The organism is Rubinisphaera italica, from assembly GCF_007859715.1.
GTDB lineage: Bacteria > Planctomycetota > Planctomycetia > Planctomycetales > Planctomycetaceae > Rubinisphaera > Rubinisphaera italica.
This window is the reverse complement of the sequence record NZ_SJPG01000001.1, coordinates 5271775-5292990: the sequence shown is the minus strand read 5'-3', so window position 1 is coordinate 5292990 and position 21216 is coordinate 5271775. Positions and strand designations below refer to the sequence as shown.

The 21216-nt window shown below is 50.2% G+C and carries 19 protein-coding genes; 8 read left to right on the top strand and 11 right to left on the bottom strand.

Annotated features, from left to right (window positions below; genetic code table 11):
- Nucleotides 1-256: 256 nt before the first annotated feature.
- From Pan54_RS20180 to Pan54_RS20170, 4 genes are all read left to right on the top strand, one after another.
- Nucleotides 257-562, top strand: a complete 306-nt coding sequence (locus Pan54_RS20180) for a hypothetical protein (RefSeq protein ID WP_146505199.1) — start codon at nt 257-259, stop codon at nt 560-562.
- Nucleotides 563-607: 45 nt separating this feature from the next.
- Nucleotides 608-772 carry a hypothetical protein gene (locus Pan54_RS25945; protein WP_165441882.1) on the top strand — a complete coding sequence of 55 codons (165 nt, stop codon included), beginning with the start codon at nt 608-610 and terminating at the stop codon, nt 770-772.
- A gap of 428 nt (nt 773-1200) precedes the next feature.
- A complete protein-coding gene (locus Pan54_RS20175; protein ID WP_146505198.1) occupies nt 1201-2538 on the top strand; it encodes a reverse transcriptase family protein in 1338 nt (445 codons plus the stop codon).
- A gap of 322 nt (nt 2539-2860) precedes the next feature.
- Nucleotides 2861-3259 (top strand): hypothetical protein, encoded by a 399-nt coding sequence (locus tag Pan54_RS20170; protein WP_146505197.1) that lies wholly within the window; start codon nt 2861-2863, stop codon nt 3257-3259.
- A gap of 104 nt (nt 3260-3363) precedes the next feature.
- Here Pan54_RS20170 and Pan54_RS20165 read toward each other — a convergent pair whose 3' ends face one another.
- From Pan54_RS20165 to Pan54_RS20135, 7 genes are all read right to left on the bottom strand, one after another.
- Nucleotides 3364-3762, bottom strand: coding sequence for a hypothetical protein (locus Pan54_RS20165; protein WP_146505196.1), 399 nt, complete (start codon nt 3760-3762; stop codon nt 3364-3366).
- Nucleotides 3763-3994: 232 nt separating this feature from the next.
- Nucleotides 3995-4768 (bottom strand): phosphatase PAP2 family protein, encoded by a 774-nt coding sequence (locus Pan54_RS20160; protein ID WP_146505195.1) that lies wholly within the window; start codon nt 4766-4768, stop codon nt 3995-3997.
- Nucleotides 4769-4811: 43 nt separating this feature from the next.
- Nucleotides 4812-6449, bottom strand: coding sequence for an ArnT family glycosyltransferase (locus Pan54_RS20155; protein WP_165441881.1), 1638 nt, complete (start codon nt 6447-6449; stop codon nt 4812-4814).
- A gap of 79 nt (nt 6450-6528) precedes the next feature.
- The gene (locus tag Pan54_RS20150; protein WP_165441880.1) at nt 6529-7653 is read right to left on the bottom strand and encodes an LptF/LptG family permease; all 1125 of its coding nucleotides are present in this window, start codon (nt 7651-7653) and stop codon (nt 6529-6531) included.
- A 1007-nt stretch (nt 7654-8660) separates the two neighbouring features.
- Complete coding sequence (locus tag Pan54_RS20145; protein ID WP_146505192.1) at nt 8661-10706, bottom strand: hypothetical protein; 2046 nt, start codon at nt 10704-10706, stop codon at nt 8661-8663.
- Nucleotides 10707-11159: 453 nt separating this feature from the next.
- On the bottom strand, nt 11160-11615 hold the full coding sequence (locus Pan54_RS20140) for a DUF4112 domain-containing protein (RefSeq protein ID WP_146505191.1): 456 nt from the start codon (nt 11613-11615) through the stop codon (nt 11160-11162).
- Nucleotides 11616-11856: 241 nt separating this feature from the next.
- Nucleotides 11857-12501, bottom strand: coding sequence for a histidine phosphatase family protein (locus tag Pan54_RS20135; protein WP_146505190.1), 645 nt, complete (start codon nt 12499-12501; stop codon nt 11857-11859).
- Between the two features lie 365 nt (nt 12502-12866).
- Between Pan54_RS20135 and Pan54_RS20130 the strand changes: the two genes are divergently transcribed.
- The 4 genes from Pan54_RS20130 to Pan54_RS20115 all read left to right on the top strand — a co-directional run bounded on the left by Pan54_RS20130 (nt 12867) and on the right by Pan54_RS20115 (nt 15722).
- Complete coding sequence (locus tag Pan54_RS20130) at nt 12867-13202, top strand: hypothetical protein (RefSeq protein ID WP_146505189.1); 336 nt, start codon at nt 12867-12869, stop codon at nt 13200-13202.
- Between the two features lie 231 nt (nt 13203-13433).
- Nucleotides 13434-13823, top strand: a complete 390-nt coding sequence (locus Pan54_RS20125; RefSeq protein WP_146505188.1) for a hypothetical protein — start codon at nt 13434-13436, stop codon at nt 13821-13823.
- Between the two features lie 119 nt (nt 13824-13942).
- The gene (locus Pan54_RS20120; protein WP_146505187.1) at nt 13943-14326 is read left to right on the top strand and encodes a hypothetical protein; all 384 of its coding nucleotides are present in this window, start codon (nt 13943-13945) and stop codon (nt 14324-14326) included.
- Between the two features lie 427 nt (nt 14327-14753).
- Complete coding sequence (locus Pan54_RS20115; protein ID WP_146505186.1) at nt 14754-15722, top strand: mechanosensitive ion channel family protein; 969 nt, start codon at nt 14754-14756, stop codon at nt 15720-15722.
- 97 nt (nt 15723-15819) lie between these two features.
- Here the strand turns inward: Pan54_RS20115 and Pan54_RS20110 are convergent, their stop codons facing one another.
- From Pan54_RS20110 to Pan54_RS20095, 4 genes are all read right to left on the bottom strand, one after another.
- Nucleotides 15820-16692 (bottom strand): sugar phosphate isomerase/epimerase family protein, encoded by an 873-nt coding sequence (locus Pan54_RS20110; protein ID WP_146505185.1) that lies wholly within the window; start codon nt 16690-16692, stop codon nt 15820-15822.
- A 181-nt stretch (nt 16693-16873) separates the two neighbouring features.
- Nucleotides 16874-18157: a DUF1501 domain-containing protein gene (locus tag Pan54_RS20105; RefSeq protein WP_146505184.1), complete on the bottom strand. Its 1284-nt coding sequence runs from the start codon at nt 18155-18157 to the stop codon at nt 16874-16876.
- An 86-nt stretch (nt 18158-18243) separates the two neighbouring features.
- On the bottom strand, nt 18244-20145 hold the full coding sequence (locus Pan54_RS20100) for a DUF1549 and DUF1553 domain-containing protein (RefSeq protein WP_146505183.1): 1902 nt from the start codon (nt 20143-20145) through the stop codon (nt 18244-18246).
- Between the two features lie 230 nt (nt 20146-20375).
- The gene (locus Pan54_RS20095; RefSeq protein ID WP_146505182.1) at nt 20376-21152 is read right to left on the bottom strand and encodes an aldo/keto reductase; all 777 of its coding nucleotides are present in this window, start codon (nt 21150-21152) and stop codon (nt 20376-20378) included.
- Nucleotides 21153-21216: the final 64 nt, after the last annotated feature.

Sequence of the window (21216 nt, the reverse complement as noted above, 5' to 3'; positions counted from 1 at the left end):
GCTGCATGTGTAAATCAGTAAGCGGGAGAACCTGTCGTTCTGTGATTTACTCAAGGATAATACGAAGCTGAGAGCAAAATGGGTAGTGCTGAGGGGTTTGGAAATCGGGATTTGCAGGGAATTGGAATTTCCTCAGAAAACTACTCCTGAAAATTTTCCTGAACGTAAGCATTTCATTCATCTCACGATAGGAAGTTTACGTTCATCACTTCACACGATCTCATAAATAACGACTTACTATTCCGTGGAGAGAGAAATGTTCGGATTGATTATTGGAGCAGGCATCTTAGGCATTGTCATTGCGGCCATGGAAGATTGGGACTTTCCTGGCTGGTTCACCTCTGGAATTTGCGTTTTGTCTGCCCTCGTACCTGCCGCAATTGTCAATGCGATCATCGGACCCGAATTCTTTTTTGTTGGCCTGGCTGTCGGAGCCGCAGTTGCTGGTCTGGTTATATCTGCCATGTGTGGAATGAGTTTCCAGAGAGCTTACACCGCTGCTGCAATCTATTTGGGGATTCATATCGCTCTCGTTTTCATGATTCAACTCATGATGTCATAATTTCTTTCACTCTACGAATCCCTCTTTACTGGCAAGTCAACATCTATGGTCAACAAAATCATCTGGGTTACCTCCGCTGCAATATTCTCACTGATCGGAATGTGGTCGACATATCTATGTGATTCCGAATACACGATTCTCGGGACAGTGGTCGGGCTTCTGGCAGGTCTGTGTGTCGCCACAATTGCTCTGGCAGGTGAGAAAACGTAGTGATGCTGTCGCTTCCCGTGGGATTCCCTCCGCTCTTCGAATTCTGAAAATTGGGCGACTTCTCAAATTTTCTTACGTGAATACGTCAAGATGTGTTGACGGATCCTTAGTCAATCGCGTTAGAATGCGTCAATCACAGCACGGTGATCGCATAAGCTCGGCTTGCTTCGGCAAGCGCTGTGGGGTTACCCCATGGTCGAATGATTGTTGACATTTCGATAGGAATGAAGCCGTGGCTTGGACGACAAGCCACAGCTTCATTCGCGACAGGATCGGTTATCCGCCGCCGTGCTGTGATTGTTTTACTTTTCCCGGGACGCCAGTCGATATCAGTGCGTTTATCTCAGTAAGCTCTACGGAATCTTCGGTCTTGCAACTTCATTCACATCTACTGCTTGTCAGCAATACCGTTAGTCAACGACCTGCTTATGCGCTTTCTTGAATTCCTGAAGCGATTGTTTTTCGGAGGTTCGGCTCAATCCACAGCCGACAAATACTCCCGCACGCCCGATGATACACGCTTTCAAAGCACACTTGCGCCCACTGAACCGGAAACTCACCCTGAGTCACAAATCAGTGATCACGTAAAACGTGAGCAGCACTGGCCAGTCCTCGTACCGCTTCGTCGAAAACGTATCCGGCAAACAACTCACAATGGCGAAGAAACCGCTGGACCCAAGAAGTATGCCTTGGCGTTGCCGTATATCATGTCTCCAGATTCCTATCTGGATCTGACTCAGGATGTACAACCCGAACTGCTCAACAACTGGGACTTGCCTCACATTGTCACGCCGGCTGATCTGGCAGACTGGTTACAGATATCACTCGGACAACTTGGTTGGTTGACCGATCGATTTTCCGAAGGCAAACGGCCCATCGATGCCCGCAAGGCTCATTATCGATACAGCTGGAAAGAAAAACGGAGCGGTGGTTATCGACTGATTGAATCTCCCCTCCCGATGTTGCGACAGGCTCAGGAACAGATTCTCGATGAAATCCTCGAACAGATTCCGCCTCACGCAGCCGCTCACGGCTTTCGCACGGGGCGTTCGATTGTCACCAATGCCGAGCCGCACGTCGGTCAGGCTGTGCTCGTGAAACTCGACCTGGATAATTTTTACACCCGCGTCCGCTTCTCCCGCGTTGTCGCCATCTTCCGCAGCCTGGGCTATTCCCGGGAAATCAGCCTCTGGCTGGCTCGATTAACGACCTCCGCCATCCCCGGAAATCTGCAATTCCCTGGCGGACAACCAAAGCTGTTTTCTCTCTTTCTTCCCCGGCACCTCCCTCAAGGAGCATCAACTTCGCCTGCACTGGCGAATCTGGTCGCCTTTTCGCTCGATGTCCGATTGTCGGGACTGGCAAAATCATTCAATGCCAACTACACCCGCTATGGCGACGACCTGACGATTTCCGGAGATGAACGCTTCCGCCATTCCCTGCGGCTGTTCATTCCGTTGGCAAGACAAATCATCCGCCAGGAACGCTTCGTTCTGAATGCCAAAAAGAAGAAAATCATCCGTCCGATGTCTCAACAACGGGTCACGGGCGTCGTCGTTAACGAAAAAACAAACATCCCCCGCAAAGAATACGACCGCCTCAAAGCCACCCTCCACAATTGCGTCCGCTTCGGTCCAGAATCCCAAAACCACGACCAGCACGAACATTATCAGGCCCATTTGCGAGGCCGCATCGCCTTTGTGCAACAGCTAAACCCCCATCGAGGCGAGAAACTGCTGGCGATTTACCGAAAGATCAACTGGTAATTCAGGTTAGAGATGAGTGGTTAGAGTCTCCGTAGTTGGGTGGCAGGGGTCGGAGCGAAGTGCAGCCCCCAGATTCTCAGCTCATTCTTTGCATCTAATACAGGATAGTTTTACAAGCACGAAGCGCCAGCGAGTGTATCGACTCATCAGAACACACTCGCTGGCGCTTCGTGCTTGTTTTATCCCACTAACTGATTTGATTTCTGTATTCTCTTGGCCTACATGGCCCATAGACTTGCATCTCATTGAAAAAATCGGTTTGCTGGAGGGATTCACACCGTTCCGGATCACTCACTCTATGCACTCCTGAAATAAAATCGATATGACCCAACCTTCCGTCGATCCCCTGACCGCTCCGCTTTACAGTGTCATCCTGACTCAGGTCGATGCCGTTTTGCGTCGAGCCGAGGAAGCTTCGCTGCCGCTGGAAGTCGACCCTGCCCGCAGCGATCTGTTCGAACTGTTCGTCACCGCTCACGGAGCCGGCTATCTCGAAGAAGATGCCGAGCACGATTTAACAGCCGACGAACTTTGCAAACAACTCGCCAGCCGCTGGGGACTCGATCAGGCGGCTCAAAGCTCGGTCGCCAATCAGGAAAAACTCGACGCCCAGAACCTCGCCAAAATGCGACTCCTCTGGTCCCTCCTCCGCATGTGGATGGAATGGACCTACGCCTGGAGCAGATGGACGGAGTTCCAGCCGGAAGCATCAAAAGAGTAATGCGGCAGGGTGGCGGGGGCGCTCTCGAAGAGAAGCCCCCGAATCAACGAAAATCCGGGGGCTTCCGCTAATGCGGAGCGCCCCCGCCACCCGAGTTTATCAGTTCAAAAATCCTCTGCATGAACCTCGACAGGCCGAGCCGTCATTGCACGATAGAAGCAACCCAGGATGGCGACGATAAGGCCGGGAACGGCACACAGCAGTCCTGCCATCATGCCCATCAGACTGGTCGAGATGCCATCGGCCAGATCAGCAGGCTTGGGAGAGACTGTACTTTGGGCAATCACCTGGAACGCCTCAATGGCTCCCTGAAAGCAGGCGATCATCCCAAGCAGAAGCGGCACAGGCACCACCAAAATAATCGCAGCCGCCGACATCGATCCCCGACTTCGTATCAGGAGCGTCAGAATCATCGCCAGGCTGATCAAAGCCGAGAGCGGAATCAGCAGACTGAAAATCCCCAGAGAAGATAACATCCAGCCGACAAATGATTGCTGCACCATTGCTTCACGCTTTCTGGGCTAGAAAATAGCTCTGTCTCTCCTCTACCGTAAACGCAAATCAACAAGGAATCAATGATTCTTGCTGCCGAAGGCATGGAATGGTAATCAATTCACAGGCGAGCCGAGTCAGTAATGACTTGGGTTTTCTCACGATCCTTGTGAGTATCAGTGAATAGAAATTGCACATGATGACCCGGACCCACCCGTGCCATGACTGGCACGGCTCGCCTTGTTAAGCGGCTTTACGCAGGATTTGGGGAGCTTCATCCGGAATTGCCAACACGAAAGGTCGTGTCCGTTGATACTGCACGGCTAAAATCAAAGTCGCCATCGCCCAGCAAGTGACGTAGAGAATGCCCAGCGACCAGATTGTGTCACTCAGATAGTGGCCGCCCTGAACGATGCGAGAAAGGCTCATCAGACTGCCGTAACACAGGCCGGCTGAGAGCAAGCCGATTCGCCAGGCTCGTTTCCGGCAGGTAAACGCAGGAGCGATCAGAAAGAAGCCGATTGAGGCATGACCAGATGGAAACGACGAGTTGTGATGGACTTGATCGCCGAAGCCGAAGGCTGGCTGATATGTTTTCGGCCCGCCCAGTTCGGTCACTTCCCGAGGTCGCGGTCGGCTGAAAAATGGTTTCAGGCTCGCATTGACGAGCAGACCGGGACCTATAATGAGGACCCAAGTCAGTAAAACAGCCGCTCGTGCCCGGTCATTCCACTGCCAGCGAATACAGGCGATCGCTCCAGCGATGGTGGCGATGATCCCCAGAATTACTCCGGGGAAGATGAAATATTCATCAATGGTCTGCCACGGCTCCGCATCCGAGAGTGGCCAGGATTCTGTTTGGACATCATAAAACAGTGACGAGATCGCCAGATCGAGCCCAGTCAATTCCAGGAGCCCGGTGACAATCAATAGTGCAATCATCGGAAAGATGATTGGAAAACGAGCGTGGATAACTCGCGAGGCCCGGCCGTATGTCCGCAGGAATTCTGTGTTCATTGTCGATGATTATTGATGAGATTGGTCATACGGATGAAGGGTATTATTGAACAACTTTCGATTGTGGCTTGATAGCCACGTTTTCAACCCGAGTAGATTCTGGAAGAGGAGCATGCGAAGTGCGATACACTTCATACTCTCGTTTTCGGCCTCCCCCCAGCTCAACTTCAATGGTTCCCAGGGATGTCCAGGTAGAAAACGAATTATTAAGAGAATTCGGGAGATTCGGGTCCACTTGAGTGATGACAATCGCATCTGAGCGAGCCTTCAGGTTCGGTTTTTCCCACAAATCATACTGACAGAGGACCCCGGCGCCATCTTGCGACCAGTGGGGAATGAGCGGGTTTTTGGGCAGATAAAAGGCGAGCGCACTGGTAATGTCTCGTCCTGCAGTCGAAATAATGAGCGGATTTTTGCTCCGTTTGAGAGCCGGCTCGTTTTTCGTCAGCTCGTCAAACTCGTGTGCCAGTTGTTTCCAGCCTCGCAGTCGACAGGTGATATCGACCGGACTACCGGCGAGCGGAGAGTTCGGCACAATCGTGATGGCAGCATAGGTCAATAGCGTGCAGACAAGCCCTGTCTTCCAGGAGCGGGCGAAAATTAAATCGCGATTCCGGAACACATTGGTCAGCGTCGAGCGTCCGAAAAAGACAGCCGTGGTGAGAATTACGCCTGCAGGATAACAAGCCGCTGGCCAGTTCGGTTCGAGTCTTCGGGTCGCACTCAAAGCGAAAATTGCAACCAGTGGAACGCCAGAAAAACAGAGCAGATATCGCTCAGCTGCCGTCAATTTCGGGAACTGCCGGACAGCTGCGATCAAAGTGAACGCAATCGCAAACCAGAGCACAGGATTGACAACGCCGATCTGCCCTAGAAAGAACTCGCCGAAGCGCGCGAATTGTGTCATCCACGTCGTTGAATTTTCAGAAAAGTGAGAGGCGGTATGTTCGAGCGTGATCCAATCGTGTTGCATATTCCAGACGATCACGGGCGTCAAAAATGCAAGCGATGCCAGAGCCGTCAACCAGACACGGGCCGATCCCCACATCGCTCGACGTTCGGGGGTGATCAGTAGAAACAGCCCTGCCAGCGGGAAGAAACCGAGCATTGTCTGCTTGGATAGAATTCCCAGCCCAATCATAACAGCAGTAAAAACAGGCCATTTCCAGCCGGTTTGTTCGGCGGAGGTGAGCATCCAGAAGCCATACAAAGAGCCTGCCCAGAAGAACAGGAACGGAGCATCGATCGTCATCAGAAAGCTGAGAGCGGTTTGACCGGGAGTCAACGCCAGTAGAATCGCCGAGACGAGACCCACACGATGCGAAAACATCCGGGCTCCCAGTTGATACACAAACACCAGCCCAAATGTTCCCAGCAAGGCAGCCGGTAAACGAACGGCAAATTCATTGTTGCCGAGCAAAGATGTTGAAAGCCAGTTCACCCAGGCGATCATCGGCGGCTTGCTGTAGTAGCCGTAATCGAGACGCCGCGACCAATCCCAGTAATAGGATTCATCGGCAATCAGATCGACCGGCGAAAACAGAATGAACAGCAGCCGGACAGCCAGCAGTCCACCAATCAACCACACGACAGGACTTTGAGCAATGGAGAACTTCCATTTCTCGATCTGTTGTCGGAGTGCATTGTTAGACGGAGTTTTATTCGATGAGGAGGTCATCATGTTATTCGGTTGGGTTAAAAATAGGTTTGGGTGGTAATGTCGATCAGGCATGGCCTGATGTGGTCAACTAGTAATTCAGTCATGTCTCGACGCGTTCAAGCATCCAGACCGTTAATGGTGTTGCAAAAAATATTGGTATCCATGCCGCCTGAACCGGTTCGGCGACTTGTAGAGCAGTTAGAAAACGGACGGCATAGGTACTGCCAATGATGGTGAATAACCAGAAACCGCACTCACCCGCATTGACGATCATGCCCCGGCTCTCTTTCTGCAAAATGACCGGAATTGCAATGCAAATCATCAAGCCAGTCAGTAACGGTTCGAGTAACCGAACATGAAAATTGAATTCGAGATCGCGAGCCGTATTGTTGTCGATGGCTGGCGAATTGATGCGGTCGATTAGTTGGGGCGTGCTGAGGAACCCGCTCGATTCCTTGGCTTTGTAGATGAGGTCGGGAGTAACATCACTGACAACAAAAATGTTCTCCTCCTGCTTCGAACGGAGGACAAATGTTTTGCCGAGATCCGTTAACGGAATTTCGGAGAGTGGCGGATCGGCACTTCGTAATAGCCAACCAGAAGGTCGTTTCCCCTGCTTCGGATAGAACTCTGCTTGAGCCGCTTTCAGACAGACCATGTCCTGCCCGGCAATTTCCGGCGGAAGCACGAACGCAGCTTGTTCAACCCGGTTCGATTCTGGAAACACGGCCCAACCATCGATCAGAATTTGCGAAGCGTGATCGTATCGTGGAGCAATAATCTGCAGCGTATCGGCCGAAGATCCCCTTTGTGCATGTAAATGATGAACCGCACTGCCAAGAAACACCTCGCGATTGACCATTTTCAAGCCGACCATCACCCCTGCTCCGAGCAATAATGCGGGAGCCAGAACGCGATAAGTGGGAATTCCAGCAGAAAGAAACGGCTTGAGCTGACCGCGGCGTTTGAGCAGTAACAGGACCGTCAGCCCCGACATGGAAATCATCGGGATGGCTGCAGAATCGAAAATGAAGAGTCCGACATGCCCGTAATAGGTGACAACCGCCAGCGCAATCTGCAGCATTCCCCCTTCGGTATGATTCACAAAATCGTCCACGTTATCGAACAGGTCGATGACCGTAAACAATCCCAGAATCACGCAAAGGTAGATCGCATTGACCATCAGAAACTGACGGAACAGTTGGCGTTCAAACGTGGTCAACATAGGGAGAGAACAACATCCTTGCCACACATCAAAATTAATTGAGGTCAGAAAATCCATTTTCTGAATGTGAGATCACTCCCGACGGAGCCCTCACCTGAACAGGATGTTAACAAAAGCCGTGAGGGTCTGGCGAGATCAGTTTTTTGGAGAACAAACTGATCTCGCCAAAATGTCTCATTCTCCGTAAATCGATTGTCAGTTAATATTTGCAACAAATTCTCAGGCGGGAAATCTCCGAAATCGACAGTGGACACAAACCCACAAATGTTTTCCATCGAACTGTCTCCCCTCGCCGGCTTTCCGCTTTCCTCATTCCGCTTTCAAAAACCATGTCCCCTGCCCGCCTCGGTTTTCGCTGTAAAAGTATCACCCAAACGGGAATCAAACAAAAAACAAAACTCAGCCTTACAAGACGAAAGCGAGAGAGCGATGACAACTTTCACAAAGACAAGCGGAATCAAACTGGTCAAAGAAGTCGGCAAATTGCGATCAGACAAGCAAGCCCCGCAAGGACGCTGCTGCAGTTCTTGCCGCAGTTGCCGAAGCTGTCGCTCATGCCGCAGCTGTAATAGCTGCCGAAGCTGCCGCGGAGGCGGATGCCATTAGAGCCGGACCTCGAAAAAGTAGTGGGTAGTTGACTTTAAACCCACAGAAATCCACTACCGTATTATGCTTACCGCAGTAACAAGCATTCTGCTTGAACTGGGGCTGTCGCTTGGTATCTGGAGACTCAGCTCGCTTGGTTTGCTCCTGAAGGACGCCAATAGTCATAGTCATAGCAGAAAAGTGCATCAGACTAATTTCAGCGGAAACTCCTACGTTGCACAGCCGGTTCGACTGTTAAGTCGACCGGCTGTTTTTCGTTAGTCCTTTATACAAGCACGAAGCGCAAATGAGTGAGTGAGGAGTCAACGCATCAAAACACACTCGCTTACACTTCGTGCTTGTAGTAATTCATAGCGTTTTCAATGAGAATACCAATTCACAGTCAATGTGAATTATCGGGATTAAGGCTTCTTCAATTTACTGAAGTCATACGGTTCCAACCCTAGCTTTTTGGCGGCAGAAGCGGTCATGATCGTGATTCGCTTATCTTTTTCAGATACGATGGCAACCAGTGGATCCGATTCAGCTTCATATTTCTGAATGATTGTGTAGAGGGCTTCAATCGTATTCAGGTTTTCTTCCTTATACGTTTGCGGCATATTCTTGGTGAAACCTGCCAGTTTCAAGGCATCGCCATCTATTTCCGTGTAGATTTTCGATTCCTCAGCAATATAAGCAATTGCTTCCTGAAGAGGGGTGCGGCGGAAGTCGACATCCATTTTGGTGGCCAGTTTCTCGGCAAAGGTCTTCGGTTTTTCTTCGACGACAGGGACTCTGACTGCTACCGCGTTGAAGTCAGTTCGAGTCGATTCATCCCAGGCTAGCAAAGTTCCCAATGCCAGATTCGGCCCAGCTTTGGGAGGGAGCAGCGTACCGAGTTTGACAAATTGCCGATCGACAGCGAACCCTGTCGTCATCGAAAGCACCTTGAGCATGGCCGGGAAGCGACCGATGATTTTTCGATAGCCGGAGCGTTGAGGTTCCATCTTCTGAATTGAAGTGAGCAGCAATTCCGGAACCGCGTTCAATCGATCCTGATATTTTGTTTTCAGCATTGTCGGCTTGGAGGTTGTTTGTCCGAGAATTGCCAGATCGGTCTGAAAATCTTCGCCAACATTCAGACTCCAAGTCGCAGCCGCGGCATCATCGCCTAACCAGCGGATTGCTTTTTCAATCGCCATTTGAGCGGTTTGCGGGAACAGCGTATCAAGATGCTGATCAAGATCCATCGGGTCAAAGGCGACGGTAAATAATTTGTCGCGGTCAGTCGCTGTCAGGATTTCTTCGATTTGATTCGCGGTAATCGCCGGCGACTTTGCGAATGTCAGCATGTCGTCAACATACTGTTCCGGGCAGAACGAAATCGTTTTGTCATCAATAATCTGATAGGCACGGCCATCAATGACTTGAATATTCGTATTGAATTCTTCGTAGGGTGTGCCGGAATAGGTCGTGAGCAAATCGGCTTTCGGTTTCGCTTCTTTCAGGTGGATGACAGCCGAGTATTCCGGCGGAGTGCCGCGTGGCCCGAGAATGATTCCCACGAGAACTTCTTCGATCTCTTCAGGTCGCTGCTTCGTGAATTCATTCAGTTGTGTTTCCAGCCAGGTCCCCAGTGGTCCGAGTGAAGCACGAAACTCTGCCATTCGCTGCTCTTGACTCCATAACTCAGCTGGGCGGAGATTGATCGCAATTCTCACTCCGGCAGGGAGGTGCAACAGCTGAATCGGTCGGCCACTCGATTTTTTCTCCTGTGCAATCGGAGGCGGAACATTCGCCCGTGTTGGAGGCACATTGGCTGTCGGAGTTGTTGGTGTCACAGGAGTCTCTGGAGTCGTGACGACTTGAACCAGTCCACTTTGGCCCGGCTGCATCTGCTGATAGATAAAGTAACCTCCTCCGCCGACAACTAGCAGCATCACCACCATCGTGATCCAGCCCCCGGAACTGCGGCGACGGCGTTTTTTTCTTCTGCTCGATGTTGTGACTGGTTCTGAATCAGGAGCGGAGGTTGCTGCAATAACGGGAGAAGAATCGGCTGGGGCATCGTTCCCAAACTCCTGGACGGGATTTGGCACAGCCGGTGGCGATTCTTCCTGCAGGAATCCCAGCGGATTGTCGCTCGCAGTCGCAGCAGGTGGCTGTTCGGAAAATAAACTGCCGAGCGGATTTACCTCTTGTTGAGTTGGCTGAGGAGTAGGCGAAGCATCTGGAAGCCAGGTTGGATTCTTGCCTGCTGCTGGCTGTTGCGGCGTAGGCTCAGAGGCCGGTTGATCCTCGACCAGTTCAATTTGAATCGGTTTGGGTTGTTCCGGCTTGGGTTGAGGTTCTGTCAGGACGAATCGATGTCCACATTTGGGACATTTCCCTGTTTTCCCGAGCAGACTGCGGTCTTTCAGTTTCAGAACAGATTGACACTTGGGACACGGAACTTTCAAGCCAGCCATCGGCTTTCCCCTCTTATTTATTTGCGAACAAAATCGGCCTTGCCCACATTCAGATTTCTATTTGCGGAACGACTGCAAAGTCATCTTAAGAGATTTTAGCAACAGTATCTATGAAAAAAGCCTGAGATCTTCCACATGGTGATTTACTGCTTGATGACAGCTTATTACCTCAGCAAACTATAAAATCCTCGATAGATTCATGGGAATATGCAAGGATTATCAAAACCAGCTCGAATCAGCGTAGAAATGCGAATAAAACTTTAGCCGATATCGTCCCCTCTTCTTGGGGAGAGGCTTAGGGTGAGGGGAATTTGAGGTGAATTAAACATTGAACGTCCAAGGCATCCCCTCATCCGGCCTTTGGCCCCTTCTCCCCAAGGAGAAGGAAAGAAAACCGCTCCCCAAGGAGAGAAGGTGAGCAAACAATTCTCCGAAGCTTGAGTTAAGATTTTGTCAGGCGTTCTTCGATTTGCGTTTGTCGAGCTCTTTCATAATCAGCTTGAGGTTCTTCCGATTCGCACGGAAAGCGACATCGAACAGATCGCCAACAAGCGGAACGGCTCCAAGAACCGTATCGAAAAGAATATTGCTGATCATACGGAACTGAGTCCAGCGACCGATATTTAATTGACGGGCGTTCCAGACAAGGTACATCGCAAGCGCGGCTGTCACAGCGTCTCCAACTCCAGGAACCAGACCGATAATCGTATCCCAACCGAAGCGAATCGAGGTGCCGGGAAGACGAAATTTATCGTCCAGCCAGTACTCCATCTGACCAATCGTCTGCAGAACCTTTTCCTGGTCCTGCGATAGCAGACTGGAGACTTTCGAATTGCCGGACGACAGATCCGCAAAGCGATCCTTCACATCCTGCCAGCCTTTTTTAGTCAAAGTCGGTGTCGAATTCATCTTGGCTTCAATCCCAGTCAAGGCACCAGCTACAATAGTACAGACTTTCTTGTGAAGAGCAGGGTGCGGTGATTTATATTACGCTAAAGAATTCGCGACTCAATAGCCAATTCTTGAACTGGCGAGCCAAGTCCGTCATGACTCGAATTTTTACACGATGATTATGGGGTATTTGCAAGAATTCGTCATAGACTAAGCGAACCCACCCGTGCCTTGACTGACACGGCTCACCTTTCTTTTCTCACGCTTCCCCCAGATGAAACACGCCGTTCATCGTCACCACTTTGAGTTTGCCTTCCGAATACTTCAGCACATTCACGCAGGCATTATTCTGCTTCAGATCTTTGGCATATTTCAGATCCAGGTCGAGCAGGTGTGCAAGTAGCGTGCGGTTGACGACATTGTGAGCGACAACGGTAATCATCCGTCCTAGATTTTCCTCGGCCAGCTTTTTGAAAGCCGGGACGATCCGCTGCTGAACATCGTGATACGACTCCCCATTCTTATACGGAATGGTCGCCGGGTTTTTCATGAACTGCTGATAAAGTTCGGGATCTTCCTGCATAATGATATCCCACGATTTCGATTCCCAGTCGCCGACGTGCACTTCGATAATCTCTTCCAGCGACTGCACCTCATGCCCGTGCGGCTCCGCAATAATTTCCGCAGACTGCCGTGCCCGCACCATCGGACTGGCATAGCAGGCATCAATCGGAAAATCTTTCAGGAAATCGCGAGCTTTCGTCACCTGCTCAATCCCGGTCTCACTCAACGGCCCATTGAGCGTCCGCCCCTGCAAAATATAAGGCCGTCTCAAATTCGCCTCGGTCGCACCGTGACGGATCAGTAGCAAAATAGCCGAGTCGGCTTCAGGGCGAGGCAACATCGAAGAATCCTTAATCGATTGAAAAGTCTATATAATTGTGAGACTCAAACCGTAAGGAGTGCAGCGAGGAATGGCAAGCCGGGATTGGGTTGAGAGTTGAAGGTTGAGTGTGGCACGTCCGAGAACAAAGTGATGGGCGTGGAGAGTTCACAAGACCACGCACATGCAATGATTGACAGGCGGTGATCAATCAATGCAAAATGATGTAGGGTGTTCAATAGGACTTCAAACCGTATTTGACAATATTCAACTACTGTCTATCAATTAGTTCAACTACATGAGGTACTACGATAAAAAAGCATCTCGATATTCGCCTCGGTGAAGGAATTGGCCCAATTCGACTTGGCATGCGGCCGGGCGAGGTTTTGGCTGCATTCAGCGAGCCGCAAGTCTACGAAGACTGGATGGGCGGAAATCTAAACGATGCCCTGCTGTTCCATGGACTACGCTTCCACTTCAGCGATTGCGATACGAGAGCTCCCTTGCCAACCAGCACGTTGGACTGGGTGGTAATCCATCAACGGGAGGACGCTTGTCTGTTCGATCGTCCGATCACGGAGTGGAACAAGGAAGCTGTAGTGCAGGAACTATTGACGCGTGGTTATCATGTCTTAACTGAACCAAATGGTGACGTTGAGGTGCCACAAAATATTGGCTTGTCCTTCGATGAGAACGGGCGATTAAATTGGGTGGAGTTGTAGCCAAATACTATGCTTGCCCGGTGCCATGCTTGCATCGCGAAGCAGGGCAAGCATGAATCGATGTGGCTTCAACTGAATACTCCCTCGACGGGTGGGTGGGGTCGTAGCGCTGCGAAGCCTCCAGAAGGTCGATTAAGCCTGGAGGATCACTTCGTTCGACCCCATCAACTACGATGGCTCTTAGAGTTCTTTTGAGATTCGGTCTTAAATGGTAAATGGAGAAACAATTCTATGTCAGTAAATGATTCTCAAATTGACAGTTCTACTGATGTGGAATCAGATGACATTAATAAGGAACCCGCTCGAACTAAGTTTTTCGAACGCAAAACGTTTAAGATTGCATTCGTTTTGTTGATCTACGTGGGGGTGTATTCGATTCTCTCTGCAAACGGTCAGTATTATGGACGTCCATCCGGTGAACTTCGTTTGGACTCTGGTTGGGCCATTACGGATCTCTATGTTTGGTTTCCTGCCGGCATCATTTGGGAACGTCGCAAGTCAATTTCTGGTGATTATATTATTGAAGCGGACCCGTTTGGCTGGTTCTTCCTTCCACTAATTGTGGCTGATCGAAAATGGGTTCATCCCACTGGATATTACTTCGATCCTGAAAAAGAATGATTCCAGATGGGGTAGCAGGGTGCCATGCTTGAAGCATGAATGGTTGTGGCTTCACCTGAAAACTCCCTTTGGGTCACCCGCGATCATTAGAAAATGTGTTCCACAGAATTTCACACATCATGAGCGCATGGAAACGCATCGCACTGGAAAAGCTGCCCGAGTATCGTGGTCTTATTGAGACTGCGGACACTCCTATGGCATTGTGGATCGATTTGCATTCGGAGTTCGAGCGCGTCAGCGACGAGGATTTGATTCGTCGCATCTTTGAGTATGCGCGCTGGTGTATGCAGTCACCTGGCCAGGGACGATACCTTTCCGATGCAGGGACGGCAGCAGTCTGTGCGTTTTACGAACATTTACCACGGCACACCAAGATTCGCCGCGAGCTTCCACGATGGCTTACCCGAGAGGAGTTCGCCAGTTTGCGCGAGGCATTTCGCTATCACCTTTCGGAGCAGGAGTTCTCAGAGTTCGAGGCAGAGTTTCTGGGCCAGACGAAATAACATGTGAAGCATTGACGTAGACTCACCATCCACTGCAGCCGGTTGCTGTGCTGAAAAGAATTGCTCACGACGCCGCACCCGCGAAAATATTCTTTGGCGCCACCCGCGACCATCAACGAGTCCATCAGAATCTCCGACAAGTTCAATTTGAAAATCGGAGAAATAAGAACGTCTGACAAAACTGAATTTTAAACCACAGAGGCACAGAGAACTTCGTTAGTTGAGTTCTGTGTTACGCTCACTTAGCCGTCCTACTTCAATTTATTGTCTCGATAAACTCCGGTTACCACAGGGAACAGGGGTTAGAATTCAATTTCTTTCTGAAATCTGGTGTCGCACTTCTGGGTGATGCAAATAAAATAGCTCATTATCCGCAATTTTTGTGGTTTTCCCCATTCATTCGTATTGAGAAGTGGTATCCAAAATTATGCAGGGCGAGGCACCAGAAGTATCGACCAGTTCAGCTGCAGGCGGTGAAGAACTGATTTCCGAGGAATTGCAGAAGAAAATTCAGGAAGATCCTGGCAGCGTAATCGTAGAGAGTGTGCTGAAGATCTGGGATGATTTTCTCGTGCATTTGCCATTGCTGGTCGTAGGATTTGTGGTTTTGTTGTTAACGTGGTTAATCGCAAATATCGTCGGTCGGATTGTAAGATGGTCGATGAGTAAGTCGAATTTGCGATCCGGACTCAAGTCGTTATTCGGGCAGCTGATTCAAATTGTGATCTGGGTTGTCGGCTTGATGATCGTCGCCATCATCATCTTCCCCGGCATGACTCCTTCGAAAGCAATTACAGTCCTCGGATTAGGTTCGGTCGCGATTGGCTTTGCATTCAAGGATATCTTCGAGAACTTTTTTGCCGGGATTTTTATTCTCTGGAAATTTCCTTTTGATCCCGGTGATTACATCGCCTGCGGAGATAACGAGGGAGAAGTTCAGGATATTGACATTCGCATGACAACCATTCGCCAGGTTGATGGCCAGTTGATAACGCTGCCGAATGCTCAGTTATTTAAAGAACCAGTCCGGGTGATGACGCACGAAAAGCATCGACGGATGTCGGTGGTTTGTGGCGTCTCTTATGATACCCCATTAGACAAAGCCATAGATGTGTTGCAGAAAGCGGTCGATGGCTGCAAGCTGATCGATCAATCGCGGGGGACAGAAGTGTTCGCTCAGCAGTTTGGCTCGTCGAGTATCGATTTTCTCATTCGCTGGTGGGCGAACCCTCGTCCCGTTGATGAAGTGAAGACCCGAAGCGAAGTGATTTTTGCCATCAAATCGGCTCTGGATGCTGCAGAAATCGAAATTCCATTCCCATATCGCACAATGACATTCAAAGAGCCACTGTCAATTCAGCGGACTGCAGAGGATGCTGAGGGTATTGAATCGTAGTCTGAGAGTCCCTAATCCGTGTTATTTCAGCAATTGAAGCTGTGCATAACTTAATATTAAACTGTAGAAGCGAAATCTATCTTTTCGCCAATATGACTTAGCGAATCATCTTTTCGAAGAGTGCGCGTTGTTCCGTCAGAGCAGCGACTTTGTCATCGGGGTTGCCGCCGGCTTCGAGGAGGATCCAGCCTTGATAGTCGACGCCTTTGAGCAGATTGATTAACTCCTGATACGGATAACTGCCGGCTCTCAGTTCATGCACATGGACTGTAGCACCCAGGCGATTCTTGACCAGATTGAATTTGTGCTCCAAACCTTGTCCGTTGGTATCAACCGTGTTGCAGTTCCAGCACACCGTTGCATTTTTGTGATCTGCGACCTTAAAAATTGCCTGCATGACATCGAGTTCCTGGGTGCCCCGACCGTGGGCTTCGACTCGTATCTGCTGACCAAAATCGGCAGCGTAGCGGGCAACGATATTCAGAGACTGACCAATCTGTTCGATCGTTTTCTCATGAGAGACATCCGGTGAAAACCCATTGGGTTTCACTTTGACTCCACTGCCTCCGCAATCGTGCATCAGTTGGACATATTGTTTGGTCAGTTCGATATTGGCTTTGACTTTAGCCGGATCGGCTTCGTGAAACTGAGCATTGGAGCCGTAGCCGACTAATGTCACGGGGCTATCGGCAAAGCGTTTTTTCACCTCGCTCCGTTCATGAGAAGAGAGGCTCGGTTCGACACCATGTTTATGTTCGGTGCGAAGTTCAACACCACCAATGCCGGATTTCTCACAAGTCCTCAGCAATGTTGGTAAATCCAGATCCTGTCCCCAGAGATAGGTGACAAGCCCAAATCGCATTTTCTCAACATTGGGCGCAGCTGAGACAGCAGACGGGATGAGCCCCGAACCAAGGGCAGCAATTGCAGAATGCTGAATAAACGAGCGACGGCTGATATTTGAGATCATGGTCTCTCCTGGCTGGGAGTTGGAATTACGGATGGTCTTGCATAAGCATATTCAAAGAATCGTAGCAACGTCCAGCAGGGGCGCTCTCGAAGAGAAGCCCCTATTTACTGACGATGAATCAAAAAAGGGGGATCCCTCTTCACGCGGAAAGGAATCCCCCTGTTAATTTCACATCTAAGGCTTAGCTCAACAACTCATCCACCGGGGCTCCATCGTGGGCGACGCGGAAGGGGCGTCCGTTAGGAGCGATGATTTCTTTGCTCAAGTCCATGCCCATTGCCGAGGCGATGGTGGCGTTGAAGTCTTCGACAGCGACCGGATTGTCGACCGCATATTTGCCGTCTTCATCGGAGGCTCCGTAAACCTGTCCACCTTTGACACCGGCGCCAGCCATCACACTGGAGAAGGCTGCGGGGTGATGGTCGCGGCCGGCGTTCTGATTGATTTTCGGTGATCGACCGAACTCGGTGGTCAGCACGACCATCGTATCTTTGAGCAGACCGCGGGAATCGAGGTCTTTCAATAGTGCGGTCATCGCTTTATCGACATTGCCCAGTCGGCCTGGAAGTCGTTCATAAATGTCGGTATGCATGTCCCAGCCACCGGTGGTGACTTCGACGAAGCGGACATTCTTTTCGACCAGACGACGTGCGAGCAGACAGCCCTGACCGAATCGATCCATGCCGTATTCGTCCCGGAGTTCCTGCTTCTCTTCGGACAGGTCAAAGACTTTCAGATCTTCACTGGAGACGAGGGTCTCTGCCTGAGAGTAAAAATCGTTGTAGGCGTCGACTTTGGTTTGCTTGTAGTTCGCTTGAAAATTCTTATCGAACTTGGAAATCAAATTCATGCGGCGTTTGAAGGAATCTTCCTTGAGGTATTCAGGAGCCTTGGTGTTTTCCAGACCTCGCAGTGGATCGCCGACGGGGAGTGGACTGGTCGCAGGATCAAGGTATCCGTTGGCCGGATGACGGGCTTCGCCATTGATAATGACATTATCGGGCAGCATTTTGTTGCGACGTCCAAGCTGTTCGGTTGCCATTGCACCCATGTGAGGGTGGCGAATGGTGCTGATTTGCTTGTAGCTGGTTCGCATCAGATAGCGGGCTCCTTCGTGGTCGCCCGTTTCTGTGTACAGCGAATTGATGACAGCCAGTTTATCAGCTTGAGTCGCCAGTCCTGGTAGGTTGTTACCGAATTTCATACCGGGAACTTTGGTGCTGATTCCGGTCGTTTCGCCCTGAACTTCACGGCCAGGTTTCAGATCGAAGGAGTCGATATGAGTCATCGCTCCCGACATGAACAGGTAAATGACATTCTTGGCTTTGGCGGTATCGGGAGCCGCGTAAACGACGGACTGAGAGAGCAGTGGAAACGCAGTCACGCCGAGGCAGGCTTTGGCGGCGTATTCCATAAACTGACGGCGATTCGGTTCGCTCGTCGATGAAATGAGATCTTTGAGCATCTTAATAATCCTTAAACTCAATGAGAGTGTATATGGGAAGAGAGAAATCAGCCTGCCCTCAAACCAAGGCAGGCTGTTTCGCTGTTTTATTGAACGAACAAAAATTCGCGTGTATTCACCAATGCCCAGATGACGTTGCCGTAACCGGCGGGGCCATTGGTTTTGATTTCGTCTTCAGCAACGAGCCGTTCTTCATCTGTGGGGAACCGGTTCAAAATGCTGAGGAAGACCGTATCAATACGATCGCTTGGAGTCCGGGCATTCACGACGTTATAGTGAAGATACGAAGCCGGCGCCAGCAGCATGTGAGTGAGCGGTCCATTGAACATCTGCAGAACCTGAGGGACTGAACCGGCATCAAAGTTCCCCTGAATCACTTCCCGGTCCGATTGACCGAACTGTCGCAGGAAATGCCCTGGCGGAACCGGCTGAGGCAATTCGCTGGCTCGCACCAACAATAAACCCTCATACTTGTAAACTTTGTCCCGCGCGTTACGGAACTTGTAGCCGGACACCCGGCGTAGTTCGACATCGCGATCGTAAATCTCCTGAGCAGTCACTTTGGAGAGATCGACATTAATTAAATTCGCTTCAATCGCAGCTGGTTCGCGCTGATATTCTTCGGGATCTTTGGCAGCCAGGGTGATGAAGGAATCCCAGACCTGTTCGGGAGTCATCCGTCGCAACACGGGTCCAGGGAAGTGATACGCAACACTTGGATCGTACTCGGTATGAGTCGATTCGCGTTGATAAACTTTCGTGTTGTAAATGATCCGCATGAATTCCTTGAGATCATAATCCAGACGCTTCATTTCACTGATGAGGAAGTCCATCAGTTCCGGGTTGGAAGCGACGGTATCATCGTGCATGTCATCTTCGGGTTCGATGAGCCCAATCCCGAACGCTCGCTTCCACATCCGATTGGCAATTGTTTTGGTAAATCGGGGATTCTCTGGAGAGATCATCCACTTGGCGAGTGTGATACGCGGTGTATCACCCGGTTTGGCAATCGGTTGAGGATCGAAAATCGTACGTAGTACGACTTTTTCTTTGGGCTTGGCATCGTCGTACTGATAATCGTGAGGTAACACGAGTGTACGGTTTCGGTCGCCCACAGAAATCAGATTCGCAATCAGAAAGCGATTGTATTTCCCACCACCATCGTACTTTTCATCAATCGTTTTAAGTTCTTCACGCATCCGATTGACGACATTCCCGCCGCCAAACATTTTATCGTTCGTACTGATTCGCGTATTCACACCGTAGGTGAAAGCCGCCATCTCGTAGAACTCTTTTTGCTTCCACTTGTCGAAGGGATGATCGTGACACTGGGCACAACCAACCTGGGTTCCCAGGAATATGCGAACCGTGTTATTCATCGCATCGAGCGGCATACCGGAGTCACGCAGAATATAACCAGCAGCCGGGTTCTCGTAGATTTTCCCTTCTGCGGTCAGCATCTCATACACAAAATCGTCGTAGTGCTTGTTCTCTTCACAGCAACGTCTGACCCACTCGGCATAAGGCTCGCCGGGCACATTGTTGGAAACGCGATCATTCACGCGTAATAAATCGGCAAAGTAGTTGTAGAGATGGCTGGCGTAGCCTTCGTCTTCCAGCAGATCATCAATCATTCGCGTCCGTTTGCCAGCCGAGCGAGAACGAATGAAAGCACGCGACTTTTTATAGTCGGGAATCGTACCAGTGATGTCCAGATACACTCTTCGCAGAAAGACTTCATCAGAGGCCATCGGATTAGGACGGACATTCTGCTTTTTGTAATTCGTTTCGACAAGCATGTCGATGATGGCTGCTGATCGCTTGATCTGCATTTCCAGAGAATCATCGACCGGTGCGATTTTAATCGGTCGTTTCGGGACAGGAATCTCTTCTTTTGGTTTTTTCTGAGCTTGAGCCGATATCGGCATCATTCCAAGTACGAGCCCTGCCACTATGCATGCCATTAAGACATTCGTCCTGCGCATCATTTCCATAAATTCCTGCTGTAATAGTGAGCCTACCAGTTGCGAAAAGAGAATCTTCTCGCTGAACAAGGTTGAGATCAAGCGAGCCGCTTTTTTAAGATCAGCTCTTCTTGATGGATACTATACACAGAAAATCAGAATTTCTAACAGTAAATAAACGCTGTTTTCTTGAAGATTCTGGAAGATTTTTCACGTGCAGTGACTAACCGAACACTAGTGAAAATGGTCGCAATTCAAGCCGCATATTGCCCGAAAAGTCCATTGGCGATATGACAATTTGCAGCGAGATGATCGGTATTGATGCCACCAATCACCATACTGTCGACAAAGCGATTTCCGAGCACAAACCGGATCGCTTCCTGGGCAGCCAGATGTCCGGAAGCGAGTCCTTTTTTCACGAGCACACCGATCCCCCGGGATTGAGCCTCCTCAATAATTTGCGAGTGACTCGAATCGCCGATGTGATATTCAATCATCAGTACATCCGCCCAATGGAGTGCCAACTGAGCTCCTGCGACCTGCTTTCCGGAAAAACCGATGGCACGGATTTTACCCTGCTCTTTAAGTCGTTGCAAAGTCGGCACGACATCGGTTTGCTCCTGAATGCAGATATCGCGCCCATTCGAGTGAACCAACACCAGGTCCAGGACCTCTGTCCGCAACCTTCTTAAACTTCGTTCAACACTCAGGCGTGTCCCTTCTGCAGAATAATCATAGTGCGATTCGCCATTCAGAAAAGTCTCACCCGTCTTCGTCGACAGGCAAAATTCATCCCGACGGTGGCTGACAAACTGCCCAATCCGTTCCTCACTGAGTCCATAAGCAGGAGCCGTGTCAATCAGTCCGACTCCCAGGTCAAGAACGCGATTGAGAATTCGCTCGGTCTCGGCATCACTCGGCAAATCGTAGCTTTGAGGATATTTGATGCCCTGATTGCGTCCGAGCTTGAAGGCTCCAAAGCTGACCGGAGTGATCTCCAGACCTGTTTTGCCCAAAGTTATGCTTTGCATGATTCCATTCCTTATGATTTCCAATCCCTGGCAGACCGACAGAAATTACAGAGCGCAATTTGAC